The 16,300-nt window shown below is 64.1% G+C and carries 9 protein-coding genes; 5 read left to right on the top strand and 4 right to left on the bottom strand.

The annotated features are described in order from the left end of the window. Positions 1 to 118: 118 nt before the first annotated feature. The gene (locus PMI40_RS03825) at positions 119 to 1,261 is read right to left on the bottom strand and encodes a branched-chain amino acid ABC transporter substrate-binding protein (protein WP_008112279.1); all 1,143 of its coding nucleotides are present in this window, start codon (positions 1,259 to 1,261) and stop codon (positions 119 to 121) included. A 205-nt stretch (positions 1,262 to 1,466) separates the two neighbouring features. Between PMI40_RS03825 and PMI40_RS03820 the strand changes: the two genes are divergently transcribed. The 3 genes from PMI40_RS03820 (at position 1,467) to rpiA (ending at position 4,820) form a co-directional block, all read left to right on the top strand. Next, a complete protein-coding gene (locus PMI40_RS03820; RefSeq protein WP_008112276.1) occupies positions 1,467 to 1,979 on the top strand; it encodes an Lrp/AsnC family transcriptional regulator in 513 nt (170 codons plus the stop codon). A gap of 390 nt (positions 1,980 to 2,369) precedes the next feature. After that, a complete protein-coding gene (locus PMI40_RS03815; protein ID WP_008112275.1) occupies positions 2,370 to 4,133 on the top strand; it encodes a cation:proton antiporter in 1,764 nt (587 codons plus the stop codon). 15 nt (positions 4,134 to 4,148) lie between these two features. Further along, positions 4,149 to 4,820, top strand: a complete 672-nt coding sequence (gene rpiA / locus PMI40_RS03810) for a ribose-5-phosphate isomerase RpiA (protein WP_008112273.1) — start codon at positions 4,149 to 4,151, stop codon at positions 4,818 to 4,820. Positions 4,821 to 4,907: 87 nt separating this feature from the next. Here rpiA and PMI40_RS03805 read toward each other — a convergent pair whose 3' ends face one another. The 3 genes from PMI40_RS03805 to argA all read right to left on the bottom strand — a co-directional run bounded on the left by PMI40_RS03805 (position 4,908) and on the right by argA (position 9,524). Further along, the gene (locus tag PMI40_RS03805) at positions 4,908 to 7,715 is read right to left on the bottom strand and encodes a pitrilysin family protein (protein ID WP_008112271.1); all 2,808 of its coding nucleotides are present in this window, start codon (positions 7,713 to 7,715) and stop codon (positions 4,908 to 4,910) included. Positions 7,716 to 7,823: 108 nt separating this feature from the next. Further along, positions 7,824 to 8,099, bottom strand: a complete 276-nt coding sequence (locus PMI40_RS03800) for an oxidative damage protection protein (RefSeq protein ID WP_008112268.1) — start codon at positions 8,097 to 8,099, stop codon at positions 7,824 to 7,826. Positions 8,100 to 8,210: 111 nt separating this feature from the next. Further along, positions 8,211 to 9,524 (bottom strand): amino-acid N-acetyltransferase, encoded by a 1,314-nt coding sequence (gene argA, locus PMI40_RS03795; RefSeq protein WP_040501641.1) that lies wholly within the window; start codon positions 9,522 to 9,524, stop codon positions 8,211 to 8,213. A gap of 318 nt (positions 9,525 to 9,842) precedes the next feature. Between argA and PMI40_RS03790 the strand changes: the two genes are divergently transcribed. After that, positions 9,843 to 12,200 (top strand): TonB-dependent hemoglobin/transferrin/lactoferrin family receptor, encoded by a 2,358-nt coding sequence (locus PMI40_RS03790; protein ID WP_008112264.1) that lies wholly within the window; start codon positions 9,843 to 9,845, stop codon positions 12,198 to 12,200. Between the two features lie 63 nt (positions 12,201 to 12,263). Continuing rightward, entirely contained in the window at positions 12,264 to 16,259 is a 3,996-nt protein-coding gene (gene hrpA / locus PMI40_RS03785) for an ATP-dependent RNA helicase HrpA (protein ID WP_008112263.1), read from the top strand. Positions 16,260 to 16,300 lie beyond the last annotated feature (41 nt).

Below are 16,300 nucleotides of genomic sequence, written 5' to 3'. Positions count from 1 at the left end.
ACGCCCGATGAGTAATCATCGGGCGTTTTCTTTTGCTTCACCGACAAGCGCGCTCGTCGGGGCGATGTCGGAACGCGCCCGCCACTGGCCACTGGCTGGCGCGGTCCATGGCATGCCTTTACTTGGTCACGGCCAGCAGCGTGCGTTGACCGCCCTTGTACGTGTACAGGGTCAGCGAACCGTCCTTGATGTCGCCCTTGGCGTCAAAGGCGATCGTGCCGGTCACGCCCTTGTGGCTGATTTTGGCCAGCGAAGACAGGTACTTCTTCGGGTCTGCCGAACCGGCCTTGGCCATGGCGTCAGCCACGGTCATGGTGGCGTCGTAGGCGTAGGCGGCGTTGTAGACCACGTCGATGCCGAACTTCTTCTTGTACTCGGCGCGGAAATCATCCATGCCCTTCTTGCCGGACTCATCCACACCACCGGCTTCGGCGCAGACCACCTGGTCTTCGCCCAGGCCGTCACCGGCCAGGCCCGGCAGCGAACCGGTACAGATACCGTCGCCGCCCATGAACTTGGCAGTGATGCCCAGTTGCTTCATCTGGCGCAGCATCGGGCCGCCTACCGCATCCATGCCGCCGAAGAACACCACTTCAGGCTTCTTGGACTTGATCGAGGTCAGGATGGCGTTGAAGTCGGTCGCCTTGTCGTTGGTGAACTGCTTGCCGACGATCTTGCCGCCGGCCGCTTGCGCGCCCTTGGCAAATTCTTCAGCCACGCCTTGTCCATAGGCGGTGCGGTCATCGATCACGGCGATCTGCTTGGTGCCCAGCTTCTGCACGGCGTACTTGCCCAGCACCGCGCCCAGTTGCGCATCGTTGGCCACCACGCGGAAGGCGGTCTTGAAGCCTTGCTGGGTGTACTTGGGATTGGTTGCCGAAGGCGAGACCTGCGGAATGCCGGCATCGCTGTAGATCTTGGAGGCAGGGATCGTGGTGCCGGAGTTGAGGTGGCCGATCACGGCCGATACCTTCTGGTCGACCAGCTTGGTGGCCACGGCGGTGGCTTGCTTCGGATCGGAAGCGTCATCTTCGCCGATCAGTTCGAACTTGACCTTCTTGCCACCGATGGTGAAACCCTTGGCGTTCAATTCGTCGACGGCCATGCGGGCGCCGTTTTCGTTATCCTTGCCCATGTGGGCATTGGGGCCGGAGAGCGGGCCGACGTGGGCAATCTTAACCACTTCCTGCGAAAACGCGGAGCCTGCGAAGGCCAGTCCGATGGCAGCGGTTAATGGAATAATTGCGCTCTTGAGTTTCATAAAATTCCTCTGTAGATTGAATTGACCACTTTTAATGTTTTGTCTCACTACGCCAGCCTTATCCAGATGCGCTTCGGGCGGCTGGGCCTACCGCTTTGCTTTCGTCCCCGACTTTCTGAATAATGCAGACGGTACAACATAAGAATCGGCTTCGCCAAGTTTTTTTTAGCGGCTTCGTCGAAAAATTTCACCCCCTCTTTTGACCATGGCCGCCAAACATCACACGCTCGACAAGGTTGATCGCAAACTGCTCAACATGCTGCAGAAAGACAACCAGATATCGACCCGCGTACTGGCCGAAAAGCTGCATATCTCCCAGCCCACCTGCCTGCGCCGCATCCGCGACCTGCGCGAAGCCGGCATCATCAGCGCCGAAGTGGCCATGGTCGACCCGTTCGCGTTGGGCTACGGCATGCTGGCCTTCCTCGAGATCTCGCTCAACAACCAGTCCGACCAGCACATGCAGGACTTCGAACAGCGCATGGCCAAGGAGGCCGAGGTCATGCAGTGTTACTTCGTCTCGGGCGAATACGATTACTTCCTGGCGGTCCACGTCATCGACATGGATGCCTATTACCAATTCGTCCGCCGCGTCATCTCGGGCTCGGGCAATGTGCGGCATTTCCAGTCGCGCTTCCCGATGAAGCGCGCCAAGTTCACCACCCGCATCGCCTTCGACGAGAAAGCCGCCGAGGTGCAGGTCCGCGTGCCGCTGTGACCGCTTGACGCGATCGCCCGGCTCGCTGGCGGTTGATTAGCAGTTTTCGTGCCTGCGCGGGATTTCGCGTTGCGGCGCGGTCGCCAATTGTGTTATTTTCGGATCATCCGGATGACGCCGGGCGCGGCCTTATTGTCATTGCGGCTACACGAAACGAACCAAAGCGGCACGAGCCTACACAGATCGGCAGCACCGGCGGCCACGCCGGCATCAGTCAGACTTTCCCGGATCATCCCATTGTGCGGCGCAACAGCCGTCTTGCCGGCGGCGCACCGCTGGCGGGTGGTAGCGCCTGCGCAGGCCGGGCATGTCGTGGTGCAATGGCGCTGCAAAATGGCGCATGGCCGGATCGAACAATCTTCACCCCTTACCCGAAAGGAAACAGCGCGGATGCACGAAGTCGAATTATTCATCCAGGACATGGCGATCATCATGGCCATTGCCGGTATCGTCACGGTGGTCTTCAACAAGCTCAAGCAGCCGGTGGTGCTGGGCTATATCGTGGCCGGCGTGATCATCGGCCCGCATACGCCGCCCTACGACCTGATCCAGGATGAAAAGACCGTGCACATCCTCTCCGAGCTGGGGGTGATCTTCCTGCTGTTCTCGCTGGGTCTCGAGTTCAGCCTCAAGAAGCTGGCCAAGGTGGGCGCCACGGCTGTCATCGCCGCCGCCGCCGAGATCCTGGTGATGATCTGGATCGGTTATGAGATCGGCCTGTACTTCGGCTGGAAGCGGATGGACGCGATCTTCCTGGGCGCCATGCTGGCCGTGTCGTCCACCACCATCATCGTCAAGGCCCTGCACGAGCTGGGCATGAAGAACGAGAAGTTCGCCCAGATCATCTTCGGCATCCTGATCGTCGAGGATATCCTGGCCATCGGCATGATCGCGCTGCTGTCGGGCATTGCCACCAGCGGCTCGGTCAACTCGGGCGATGTCTTCACCACCGTGGGCAAGCTGGTGCTGTTCATGATCGTCTCGCTGGTGGTGGGGATCCTCGCGGTGCCGCGCCTGCTCGGGTTCATTTCGCGCTTCAAGAGCAACGAGATGCTGCTGGTGGCGGTGCTGGGCGTGCTGTTCGGGTTCTGCCTGCTGGTCATGAAGTTGCAGTACAGCGTGGCGCTGGGCGCGTTCCTGGTGGGCGCGGTGATGGCCGAGTCGCGCCAGCTGCATCGCATCGAACGCCTGGTCGAGCCTATCCGCGACATGTTCTCGGCGATCTTCTTCGTGGCCATCGGGCTGTTGTTCGACCCCAATGTGCTGGTGCAATACTGGCAGCCGATCACCATCATCGTGCTGGCGGTGGTGTTCGGCAAGCTGATCAGTTGCGGCCTGGGTACCTTCGTGGCCGGCGAAAGCGGGCGCACGCCCATGCGCGTGGGCATGGGCCTGGCGCAGATCGGCGAGTTCTCGTTCATCATTGCCGCACTGGGCGTGAGCCTGAAGGTCACCAGCGAATTCCTGTATCCGATCGTGGTGGCGGTATCGGCCATCACCGCCTTGCTCACGCCGTACCTGATCAAGGCCGCCGATCCGCTCTCGGCGCGGGCGGTCAAGATGGTGCCGAGCAAGGTGTCGAGCCTGCTGGGCATGTATTCGAACTGGCTGGCCAGCCTGCAGCCGCAGGGCGACCGCGCCGAATTGACCAAGATCATCCGGCGCATCCTGTTGCAGGTGATGGTCAACATCGCGCTGGTGATCGCGGTGTTCCTGGCCGGGGCGTTCTTTGTCGACGGCCTGAGCAAGCAACTGTCGGCCTGGACCCCGGATGCCGACGTGCAAAAGGCCATCATCTGGGGGTGCGCGCTGCTGCTGTCGCTGCCGTTCCTGATCGCCACGTACCGCAAGCTGCAGGCGCTGTCGATGCTGCTGGCCGAGGTCGGCGTCAAGCCGGAGTTCGCGGGGGCTTATACTTCCGGCGTGCGGCGTATCATCTCGGAGATCGTGCCGATCATGTCGATCGTCGGCATCATGCTGCTGATCTTCGTGCTCAGCGCCAGTATCCTGCCGCCGCTGAACCTGCTGGCCTTCGTGCTGGCCGGCGCGGCCGGGCTGTTGTGGCTGCTGTGGAGCAAGCTGGTCAAGTTGCATTCGCGATTGCAGATCGCACTGTTCGAGACGCTGGACGAGCAACCGGAAGATGTGCATTAACCTAAACTGAAAATCATGACGCAAGACGAACTCAAGCAGGCGGTCGCCAGGGCCGCCATCGAATACGTGGTCGATGGCCAGATCATCGGCGTGGGCACCGGCTCCACCGCCAATTTCTTCATCGATGAACTGGGCAGGATCAAGGATCGCATCAAGGGCGCCGTGGCGTCCTCCGAAGCCACGGCCGAGCGCCTGCGCTCGCATGGCATCACCGTGTTCGACCTCAACGACGTCGAGACCATGCCGGTCTATATCGATGGCGCCGACGAGATCAATGGCGCCGGCGCCATGATCAAGGGCGGCGGCGCGGCATTGACGCGCGAGAAGATCGTGGCGTCGGTGGCGCAGAAGTTCGTCTGTATCGCCGATGGGTCCAAGCTGGTCGAGGTGCTGGGCAAGTTCCCGTTGCCGGTGGAAGTGATTCCGATGTCGCATTCGGTGGTGGCGCGCAAGTTGGCCGCGCTCGGTGGCGAGCCGCGGCTGCGCGTCAAGGACGGCCAACCGGTGGTCACCGACAACGGTGGCTACATCATCGATGTGGTGGGCCTGGCCATCACCGATCCGGCCGCCATCGAGGACCAGATCAACAATATCGTGGGGGTGATCACCAACGGTCTGTTCGCCCGCCAGGGTGCCACCGTGTGCCTGCTGGGTACGGCAGAAGGCGTGCGCAAGCTGGCTTTCTGAGGCCGACCGCTACGCACGATGCACGATGCACGATAAAAAGGCGGTATCCGGGAAACCGGATACCGCCTTTTTTGATGCCGACACGCCTTATTTTTGCTTGGCCTTGTTGCCGTCGCGCGCGATTACCACGCTCATCCGGGCCGGATCGAAGTACTTGCGCGCTGCCGCGTTGACCTGTGCCAGCGTCAGGTCGGCGATCTTCAGGTCCAGCTGTTGCTGCCAGGTGTAGGTGCGTCCCAGGTTGAGCAGCGACGTCCAACCATTGGCCATGCCGCTGTCCTGCGCGCGCTGCTGGTTACGCTGCTGCAGGATGCCGGACTTGGCGCGCAGCAGCTCGTCCTGGGTGAAACCATCCTTGAGCAGGCGCGTGATTTCCTCGCGCACGGCGGCGTCGACCCGGTCCAGGTTCTGCGGCGCGGCGATGGCGCGCACCACGAAACTGCCGGCGTCGCTGATGGCGCCGATGTTCAGGCCCGAGGCGATGCCATAAGACAGGCCGTCCTGCTGGCGTACGCGATCGGCTAGGCGTGACTTCAGGCTGGCGCCGCCCAGCAGGTAATTGGCCACCGCCAACGCCGGATAGTCGGGGTCGCTGTCGAGCAGCCTGACGTTCTGGCGCGCGTAGTAGACGCCGTTTTCCTTGTCGGGCGTGTCGACCAGTTCGCGCGTGGCGGCGATATCGGCCCAGGCCGGCAGCACGCGGGCATAGGGCGCGTCGCTGTTCCAGCCGCCGAAGGCGTCATCGATGGCCTGGCGGGTGGCCACCGGGTCGAAGTCGCCCACTACCGCCAGTTCGCCGTTGGAAGCGCCGTAGAAGCGGCGATGGAAATCCCTGACCTGGTCCAGCGTGACCGCACGCGTGGCGGCGATGCGCTCGTCGAGCGTCTGCGCGGCCCGCCAGTCGCCGGCCGGATAGCGATTGAAATGCAAGGCCAGCGCTTCGGATGCCCGCGATTCGGGTTCGTTGCGCGATGCCTCCAGGCCGACCAGGGTCTCACTCTTGAGTTGCTCGAACTCTGCGGCATCCAGGCGCGGATGGCGCAATACCTCCGACACCAGCTGGATGGCCGGGATCAGGTTGTCGCGCGTGGTCTGGAAGCCATAGATGCCGCCGCTGATCTTCAGCCGCGTGAATTCGTCGGCCAGCTGGCGGCGGTCGAGTCGGGCGGTGCCGCGCATGAGCATGGTGGCCGTCATCTGGGCCACCGTCTTCTGTCCAAACAGGGTCTGCTGGTCGCCGAACTCCAGGTTCAGTCGTACCGCCACCGTGGCACCCCGCGATTTCTTGGGCAGCAAGGCCAGTTTCAGCGCCGTGTGCGGGGCTTGACCGGGCGCCACCAGGGTGGTGCGCTGCTCGATGTTGCCCGGTGCCGGTTCGAATGCTTCGCCAGCGGCCACGGCTGCGCGGGGCTTGTACTGCTGCAGCAGCGAATCGACCGTGGGCGCGCCCGGGACCTCGGTGCGTTGCAGGTTTTCCTCGGGCAGGTAGAGGCCGACGGTGCGGTTGTCGCGGCGCAGGTACTTGGCCGCCGCCGCCGCTACCTGGGCGCTGGTGACCTGCTGCTCGGCGTCGCGATCGAGCATCAGCAGGCGCCAGTCGCCCAGGGCGATGGCGCTCGACAGGGTCACGGCCATCTGCTGCGGGTTGTTCTGCATCTGCTCGAATACGTTGGCGCTCTCGCGCCGCAGGCGGTCCATCTCGGCATCGGTCGGCGGGCTGGTGGAAAACGATTCGATGGCGGCGATCAACTCATCCTTGACGGGGTTGATATCCACCCCCGGCTTGACCACCGCGGCGATGATCTGCAACCCCGGCGCCAAGCCGTTGAGCTGCATGTGATACACGCCGCTGGCGCGGCCGCTCTCGACCAGGGACTTGTGCAGGCGGCCATTGGGGGTGTCGGCCAGGATGGCGCCGGCGAACGCCAGCGCATTGGTGTCGGAATGCAGGCTGGACGGCATCTTATAGGCCACCGCCACCAGCTGGATATCGCCCTTGCGACGGATCACGAACTGGCGCTCGCCGTCCTGCGTGGGCTCCACCGTCCAGAACTGGGGCAGGCTGCGCTTGGGCCTGGCGATGCGGCCGAAGCTCTGGTTGACCCATTGCAGCACCTGCGCCGGCTCGAACTTGCCGGCGACCAGCAAGACCGCATTGTCGGGTTGGTAGTAGGTGCGATAGAAGGCCCGCAGGTTGTCGATGCCGACGTTCTCGATGTCGCTGCGATTGCCGATGGTGGCACGCCCGTAGCTGTGCCAGTCGTAGGCGATGCTCTGCATGCGCTTGAGCATGACGCTGTTGGGCGAGGTCTCGCCGCTTTCGAATTCGTTGCGCACCACCGTCATCTCGGTATCGAGGTCCTTGCGGGCGATGTTCGAATTGATCATCCGGTCGGCTTCCATGGCGATGGCCCAACGCAGGTTGTCCTCGCCGGCCTGGAAGGTCTCGTAGTAGTTGGTGCGGTCGAGCCAGGTGGTGCCGTTGAAGTTCATGCCGCGCTTGCTGAACTCCTGCGGGATGGCCGCATAGCTGGGGGTGCCCTTGAACATCAGGTGTTCCAGCAGGTGCGCCATGCCGGTCTCGCCGTAGTTCTCGTGGCGCGATCCGACCAGGTAGGTGATGTTGACCGTGACGGTGGGCTTGGAGTCGTCCGGGAACATCAGCAGCTTCAAGCCGTTGGCAAACCGGTATTCGGTGATGCCTTCAGCCGATGGCCCCTGGGTCACGCCAGCCGGCAGTGTGCCGGGGGCGGCGTTGCGTGGGGCCTTGGGCGCTGCCGTTCGGGTGGTGCTGGCGTCGGCGGCGCTGGCAGCAAGGGCGGCCAGGCTGGACAGGGATAGCGCGGCGCATAGTGCGGCGGCAAGGATGGACGAGCGCGGAACGGTGAAGGACAACGGTATCTCCTGCTGAGGACGACGGTGGAGCATCCATTGTAGTGCAGGGGCGCAAAAAAACGCCGCCACAGGCAAGCTGTGGCGGCGCTTATCGACAGCCGGTCGAATTCAGTCGGCCGGCGGTGGCACGTAGCCTTGGGCGGCGTCGGCGCCTTCGCCGAAGAAATGCTTTTCCATCTGCGCCGCCAGGTACTTGCGGGCGCGGGCGTCGGCCAGCATCAGGCGGTTTTCGTTGACCAGCATGGTCTGGTGCTTGAGCCAGGCGGCCCAGGCTTCCTTGGACACGCTCTCATAGATGCGCTTGCCCAGTTCGCCCGGGTACGGTGGGAAGTCGAGTCCCTCGGCTTCCTTGTTCAGTTTGATGCAGTGGACGGTGCGTGCCATGTCGATTCCTTGTTCAAATAGCGGTGATAAGCGCCGGACGTGGCTGCAATTGCTGCGCGTGTCAGCGGTTGAGCCGGCTCACGTCCTGACAGATGGGTTGATCGGTGCGTCCTAGTACAAATTCTTGATCAGGATCTGCGACTTGCGCTGCCAGTTGTAGATCTTCTGGCGGTCTTGCGGCAGGTCGTTGACGCTGGCCAAGGTAAAGCCGCGGCGCAGGAACCAGTGCGACGTGCGGGTAGTGAGCACGAACAGCCTGGTCAGCCCCGCTTCGCGCGCGCGCGTCTCGATGTGCTTGAGGATACGGTCGCCATCGCCCTGGCCCTGGACTTCGGGGTTGACGGTCAGGCAAGCCATCTCGCCCATTTTTTCCTGCGGGAAAGGGTACAGCGCAGCGCAGCCGAAGATCACGTTGTCGTGCTCGATGACCGAGAAATAATGGATCTCGCGCTCGATCAGCTCGCGGCCGCGCTTGACCAGCGTGCCATCGGCCTCGAGCGGCTCGATCAGCTTGAGGATGCCGCCCACGTCCTCGATGGTGGCCTGGCGCAGGCTTTCCAGGTTTTCGTAGGTGACCATGGTGCCCACGCCATCGTGGGTAAACAGCTCCAGCAGGGCCGAGCCGTCGGTGGCAAAGGGCACGATGTGGGCGCGCGACACGCCGGCGTTACAGGCCTTGACCACGCTGGCCAGGTAGAACGCCGCGTCGGCCGGCAGGAAACCGGCCGACAGCACTGCTTCGGCCTGGTGCGACGACAGTTCGCGGATATCGCTGCCGCCGGCGTCCTTCATCAGCGGCGTTTCCGACAGGAAGATCAGCTTTTCGGCGCGCAGGGCAATGGCCGCCGACACGGCCACGTCTTCCATGGTCAGGTTGAAGGCTTCGCCGGTGGGCGAGAAACCCAGCGGCGACAGCAGCACGATGCCGCCGGCGTTCATGATCGGCTGGATCACATCGGCGGCGATCTTGCGCACCACACCGGTGAGTTGCAGGTCGACCCCATCGAATACGCCCATCGGCCGGGCCGTGACGAAATTGCCCGAGATGACGCGGATGGCGGCATGCGCCATCGGGGTATTGGGCAGGCCCTGGCTAAAGGCGGCCTCGATATCCAGGCGCAACTCGCCCGAGGCTTCCTTGGCGCACTCCAGGGCCGCGCTGTCGGTGACGCGCAGGCCATTGTGGAAGCGCGCCTCGACATTGCGCAGCGCCAGTTGTTCGGCCACCTGCGGACGTGAACCGTGCACCACCACGATGCGAATGCCCAGGGCGTGCAACAGCGACAGATCCTGCGCCAGCACCTGCAGGTCGCCGGCGGTGACCAGCTCCCCGGGGAAGGCGACCACGAAGGTCTTGCCGCGAAAGGCGTGGACATACGGCGCGACCGAGCGCAGCCAGTGGACGAATTGGGTCTGATTTTCCATGACGCGCATTATAGAGCGAGTCCGCAGCGATTTCAGCGCCGCGCCGGCCGACCTGGCGCGTTCCGGGGCGGCGCGTCGACATCGTGACGCGATTGCAAAACCCGAATTAATCGTTTTTCTTCTGCATACCTGAGAATCGTTCTCATCAATACTTCTGCTTTAGGCGACATCGCTGCCATCCCTGTCGCATACCAAGTACTTCAATTAGCCATATCTGATGGGTATTTGGGCCTGTCGATGCCTTACGTACTCATTTTTTCATCGTGTCCAGCCAGCCACGCGTCAGCCCGCACTCATCCACTCCGAGAAGACCACGCAATGCTGAAACTGACACCTGTGGCGCTGGCCACCATGCTGATCTGCACCCATGGCGCAGTCGCCGCCCGTAGCGAGCCACCGCTGCCCCATATCCTGGTACAGGAAGACAAAACCGGCGACGAAGAACCGCTTCCCGACAACGAGCCGGTCCAGAAATGGAAGGACGACATTCCCGCCTCGATGAGCGTGATCACCCGCCAGGAAATCCTCGAACGCGGCGCGCGCAGCATCAAGGATGTGCTGGCCGACGAGCCCGACGTGGTGGTGCGCACCCGGCCGTCGGAGTTCACGGCCACCCGATCCAGCGTCGGCCGGGCCCGCAACGAGGCGATCAATATCCGGGGCATCGAGGGCAATCGGGTGCTGATCGTGCAGGATGGCATCCGCCTGCCCAACGGGTTCAGCTTCGGGCCCGCATTCCAGACCGGCCGCGGCGACTATTGGGACGTCGACAGCTTCGGCAAGATCGAGATCCTGCGCGGACCCAACTCGATCCAGTACGGCGCCGACAGCATCGCCGGCGTGGTCAGCGCCAGCGCACTGCAGGTGGGCGACCTGGTCAAGGCCGGCCGCACGGTGGGTGGCTTTGTGCACAGCGGTTATGCGCAGCAGGAAAACTCGTTCAACCACTCGGCCGGGATCGGCTTCGACCAGGGGCGCTGGCAGGGCATGTTCATGCACAGCCGGCGCAGCGGCCACGAGACCTGGTCGCAGGAAAACGGCCGCCAACCCGATATGCGGCGTACCGCGCCCAATCCGATGAATGTCGACAGCCGCTACACGCTGGCCCGCCTGGGCTTGCGCATCGATCCAGCGCATCGGGTGCTGGCCACGTTCGATCAATTCAACAACCAGCTCGACACCGATGTGCTCAACGCGGTGTCGCCCTGGGCCAACTTTCGTGCGCCCAAGGCGCTGCTGGCCCACGATACGATCCGCCGCCAGCGCAGGTCGCTGGAGCATTTCTACGACGGCGCAAGCGAAGGCTGGCTGACCCGCGCACATACCCACCTGTACCGGCAACAAGCCAGTGTCCGGCAGTTCACCAGCGAAGAGGTGTTCGGGCCGACCAACATGTTCGAGGGCCTCATGTTCAAGTTTTTCGGGGCCTTCCAGGGTACCGGTCCGGACGGCGCCGGGCTGGCCCGCCGCACGCGCGACAACAAGTACCTCGAAAACACCACCGGGCTGGCAGTGGCGGCCCAAGGCCTGGTGCGCACCGGCATGGTCGAGCATCGGCTGGGCTACGGCGTCGAAGCCAGTCGCCTGCAAGCCTCGGCGGTCGTCGACGGTACGGTGCCGGCTTTCCTCAAGCCGTTTCCCTACCGCCCGACGCCTGACAGCAGCTATACGCTGGGCAGCTTGTTCCTGCAGGACGAAATGGTGATCGGCGGCTTGCGCATCAGCGCCGGAGTGCGCCATGACCGCTATCGCATCGCGCCCGACGCGGGCTCGCTGTCGGCGGCGGACCAGGCCGACTTCCAGGCCAATGGCGGCAAGCTGTCCAGCCTGGCCGCGTCGGCCTGGACCCCGCGGCTGGGCGTCCTGTGGGAAGTCACCCCGGCCTTCGTGCCTTACTTCAGCTATGCCCAAGGGTTCCGTGCCCCCGAGCCGAGCCAGGTCAATGCCAATTTCAAGAACGCGACATTGCGCTACCAATTGATCGGCAACCCCGGCCTGCGGCCGGAGCGCGTCGCCGGCAAGGAACTGGGGGTGCGGGGCAAGCTGGGCGGGTTTGCCTATGCGCTGGCCGGCTTCGACAGCCGCTACACCGATTTCATCGGATTGCAGGGCCGCGGCTATGTCGACGGCATCAACCAGATGCAGAACGTCAACTACGCCAAGGCACATGTGCGGGGCCTTGAAGCGCGTGCCGAGTGGCAGGTGGCGCCGGCCTGGCGGCTCAATGCGGCTTGGGCCGTCACGCGTGGCGATCTGCTGGTGCCAGAGGCCGTGGGGGCGGCCCAGAATGGCTCCGTGACCATGGGCAATGGAACCTGGCGGCCACTCAACTCGGTGCAGCCGATGCGCATCATCGGCGGCGCCCGGTATCGCCAGCAGCGCTGGGGCGCCTATGTCAACGTCGAGCATTCCTGGGGCAAGACCCGCGGTCGGGTAAACGCGCCGTCGACCGGCAACCAGCGCCTGACGACCGATCCGTTCACGGTGGTGGGCTTGGGCGCGCATGTCAACCCGATGGCTGGCATGACGCTGAGCATGAACATCGAGAACCTGTTCAACGCGACCTACGAGCGCTGGTCCGACATCGGCGAAGTGGAAACGGCGGTCGGTCCCGACCAGCGGCGCCACAGCGCGCCGCCGCGCAGCCTGCAAGTGAGCATGCGCTACGCCTTCTGAGGCGCGCCGGTACGCGCCTGCAGCCCCACTGGTGGAAGCCGTCGCAGGTATAATGACGGCCTCATGTCAGTGTCCAACAATCCATCCCCGTCCGCCCCCGGCAAGTCCAGGCCCGCCTCCGAACCCGCACCGGCGCTGCGAAATCCGCTGCCGCCGGTCACGTTTCCCGAAGAATTGCCGGTCTCCGGCCGTCGTCACGAAATCGCCGAGGCGCTGCGCAAGCACCAGGTCATCATCGTCAGTGGCGAGACCGGCTCCGGCAAGACCACCCAGCTGCCCAAGATCTGCCTGGAGCTGGGGCGCGGCGCCAAGGGGCTGATCGGCCACACCCAGCCGCGCCGCATTGCGGCGTCGTCGACTGCCAAGCGCATCGCGCAGGAACTGGGCTCGCCGCCGGGGGAACTGGTGGGTTACAAGGTGCGCTTCAACGATACCCTGTCCCGTGGCGCATGGATCAAGTTGATGACCGACGGTATCCTGCTGGCCGAGACCCAGACCGACCCGTTGCTGCGCCAGTACGACACCATCATCATCGACGAGGCGCATGAACGCAGCCTCAATATCGATTTCTTGCTGGGCTACCTCAAGCAGCTGCTGCCGCGACGTCCCGACCTGAAGCTGATCATCACCTCGGCCACCATCGACGCCGACCGTTTTGCGCGCCATTTCGGGCGCGAGGTCAAGGGCGAGCTGGTGCCGGCCCCGGTGATCGAAGTCTCGGGGCGGATGTACCCGGTCGAGATCCGCTATCGACCCATCGACAATGCCGACCGCAGCGGCCTCGCGCCCGAGGTGGCCAGCGCCCGCGCCCGCGCCGAAGGTCGTGCCGCGCAGGCCCAGAAGGACCGCGAACAGCGCGACCTGATGGATGCGGTGGTCGATGCCGTCGACGAACTGGCCCGCATCGGCTCCGGCGACGTGCTGGTGTTCTTGCCGGGCGAGCGCGAGATTCGCGACGCCGCCGAGGCGCTGCGCAAGCATCATCCGCCGCATGTCGAGATCCTGCCGCTGTTTGCGCGCCTGTCGGCGGCCGACCAGGAACGCGTGTTCAAGACCAGCAATGCGCGCCGCATCGTGCTCTCGACCAACGTCGCCGAGACCTCGTTGACGGTGCCCGGTATCCGCTACGTGGTCGATGCCGGCCTGGCGCGGGTCAAGCGCTACAGCTACCGCAACAAGGTCGAGCAGTTGCAGATCGAAGCGGTGGCCCAGTCGGCCGCCAACCAGCGCGCCGGGCGTTGCGGGCGGGTGGCCGCGGGGGTATGCATCCGTCTCTACGACGAGCAGGATTTCCTGCAGCGGCCCAAGTTCACCGACCCCGAGATCCTGCGCTCGTCGCTGGCGGCGGTGATCCTGCGCATGAAGTCGCTGCACCTGACCGATGTCGAGAGCTTCCCGTTCATCGAGCCGCCGCCGGGGCGGGCCATCGCCGATGGCTACCAGCTGCTGCAGGAACTGGGCGCGGTCGAGGAGCACGAGGGCGTCAACCGCCTCACGCCGCTGGGCAAGCAACTGGCGCGCCTGCCGCTGGATCCGCGCGTGGCCCGCATGATCCTGGCCGGACGCGACAACGCCTGCCTGACCGAACTATTGATCATCGCAGCGGCATTGTCGGTACAGGATCCGCGCGACCGGCCGATGGATGTGCAGAATGCCGCCGACCAGGCGCACAAGAAGTTCGCCGACGAAAAATCCGAATTCAGCAGTTACCTCAAGATATGGAAGTGGTTCGAAGACGCCATCGCGCACAAGAAGTCGAACCGCCAGTTGCAGGATCACTGCCGCGAGAACTTCCTGTCACAGCTGCGGTTGCGCGAATGGCGCGACGTGCACTCGCAGCTGCTGACCATCGTCAAGGAGCAGGGCTGGCGGCTCAACGAGGCGCCCGCCACCTATGACCAGTTGCACCTGGCGTTGTTGACCGGCCTGTTGGGCAACGTCGGCTTCAAGGCCGAGGATGAGGCCCAATACCTTGGCGCGCGCGGTATCCGCTTCAACATCTGGCCGGGCGCCCACCTCACCAAGAAACCGGGGCGCTGGGTAATGGCCGCCGAGCTGGTCGATACGGCGCGCCTGTATGCGCGCTGCGTGGCCAATATCCAGCCCGAATGGCTGGAAAAAGTGGGCGCCCACCTGCTCAAGAAATCATGGGGCGAGCCACGCTGGGAAAAGCGTACCGCCCAGGTCAGCGCATCCGAGCGCGCCACCCTCTATGGGCTGGTGGTGTACAGCCAGCGGCGCATCCAGTACGGCAAGATCAACCCGGGCGAAGCGCGCGACATCTTCATTCGCGAAGCCCTCGCCGGCGGCGACTTCGAGACCCGGGCGCCATTCTTCGCGCACAACCAGAAGCTGGTGCGCGAGATCGAGAATCTCGAACACAAGTCACGCCGCCTCGACGTGCTGGTGGACGACGAGCTGATCATCGCCTTCTATGACAAGCTGGTGCCGGCCGGCATCTGCAACGGCGTCGATTTCGAGCAGTGGTACAAGCAGGCTGCCGCGACCGACCCCAAGCTGCTGTATCTCAATCGTGACGACCTGATGCGGCACGAGGCTGCCGGCGTGACCACGGAGCTGTTCCCCAAGACCATGAACGTGGCCGGTATCGCGATGGCCCTGTCCTATCATTTCGAGCCGGGTGCGCCACGTGACGGCGTTACCCTCAGCGTACCGCTGTACGCGCTCAACCAGGTCTCGGCGGATCGCTGCGAATGGCTGGTGCCGGGCATGCTGAAGGAAAAAGTGCATCTGCTGCTGAAGTCGCTGCCGCAGAAGCTGCGCCGCCATTGCGTACCCTTGCCGGACTATGCGGCAGGTTTTTGCGAGCGCATGGACGAGCGCAAGATATTCGGACGCGGCAACCTGGTCGACGCCATCATCGCCGACATCCGCGACCAGATCACGATCCTGGTCAAGGCCAGCGACTTCAAGCAGGAAACCCTGCCGGCGCACCATGCGATGAACTTCAAGATCATCGACGAGCATGGGCGACAACTGGAGATGGGGCGAAACCTGGCGGCGTTGCAGGCCGAGTTCGGCGGCCAGGCACGCCAGCAGTTCCAGAAGCTGGCCGAGCAGGTGGCCATCGCGCCGCGCGACGATGTCCCCCGGGCGCCTGGCCAGGCCTCCCCGGCGGCAGCGCCGGCGGCCACCGCCAAGGCCACGCCGGGCGCAGCGCCTGCGCCCGCCAGCCAGTACGCCAACCTGGCCACCTGGAGCTTCGGCGAACTGCCGGAGCTGCTCGAAATCACCCGTGGCACGGGCAAGCAGGCGCAGACCCTGATCGGCTTTCCGGCGCTGGTGGATCGCAAGACCCATTGCGACCTCGAGGTGTTCGACGATCCGGCCGAGGCGGCGCGGTTTCACATTGCCGGTTTGCGGCGGCTGTTTGCGTTGCAGATGAAAGAGCAACTGAAATATCTCGAGAAGAATATCCCCGGCCTGCAACAGATGGGCATGCAATTCATGGGGCTCGGTTCGCAGGAAGAGCTGCGCGAACAGATTCTCAATGCCGGCCTGGAACGCGCCTTCCTGCAAGACCCGCTGCCGCGCAACTCGGGTGAATTCAACCAGCGCCGCGACGAGGGCAAGGCGCGCCTGGGCCTGCTGGTCAACGAGATCGCGCGGCTGTGCGCCCAGGTGCTGGCCGAATATCATTCCCTGCCCAAGAAGCTGCAGGGCATCAAGGCGCATGCGGCGGCTGCGGCCGACATGCAGGCACAGCTGGCGCAACTGGTGGGCAAGCGCTTCGTGGCCGAGACCGACTACGCCAACCTCAGTCACTATCCGCGCTACCTCAAGGCGATCAACGTGCGGCTCGACAAGTTGCGTGCCGATCCCGCGCGCGACACCCGGCTGCTGGCCGAATGGAACCAGGTGGCCTTGCCGTACCAGCGTGGCCTGAAGGAGCGGGCAGGGCGCGCCGACGCCAGGATGACCGAATTCCGCTGGCTGCTGGAGGAGCTGCGGGTGTCGCTGTATGCCCAGGAATTGCGCACGCCCATGCCGGTATCGGTCAAGCGGCTGCAGAAGGTATGGGAGAGCATGCAGCGCTAGGCGCGCCGTCTTGCTGCAGATTGCCCATCGATACGGGCGCT

The organism is Herbaspirillum sp. YR522 (assembly GCF_000282575.1).
In the GTDB taxonomy this organism is placed as follows: Bacteria; Pseudomonadota; Gammaproteobacteria; order Burkholderiales; family Burkholderiaceae_D; genus Herbaspirillum.
Note: the sequence above shows the minus strand (reverse complement) of the source record. Positions and strands in the feature narration are given on the sequence as shown.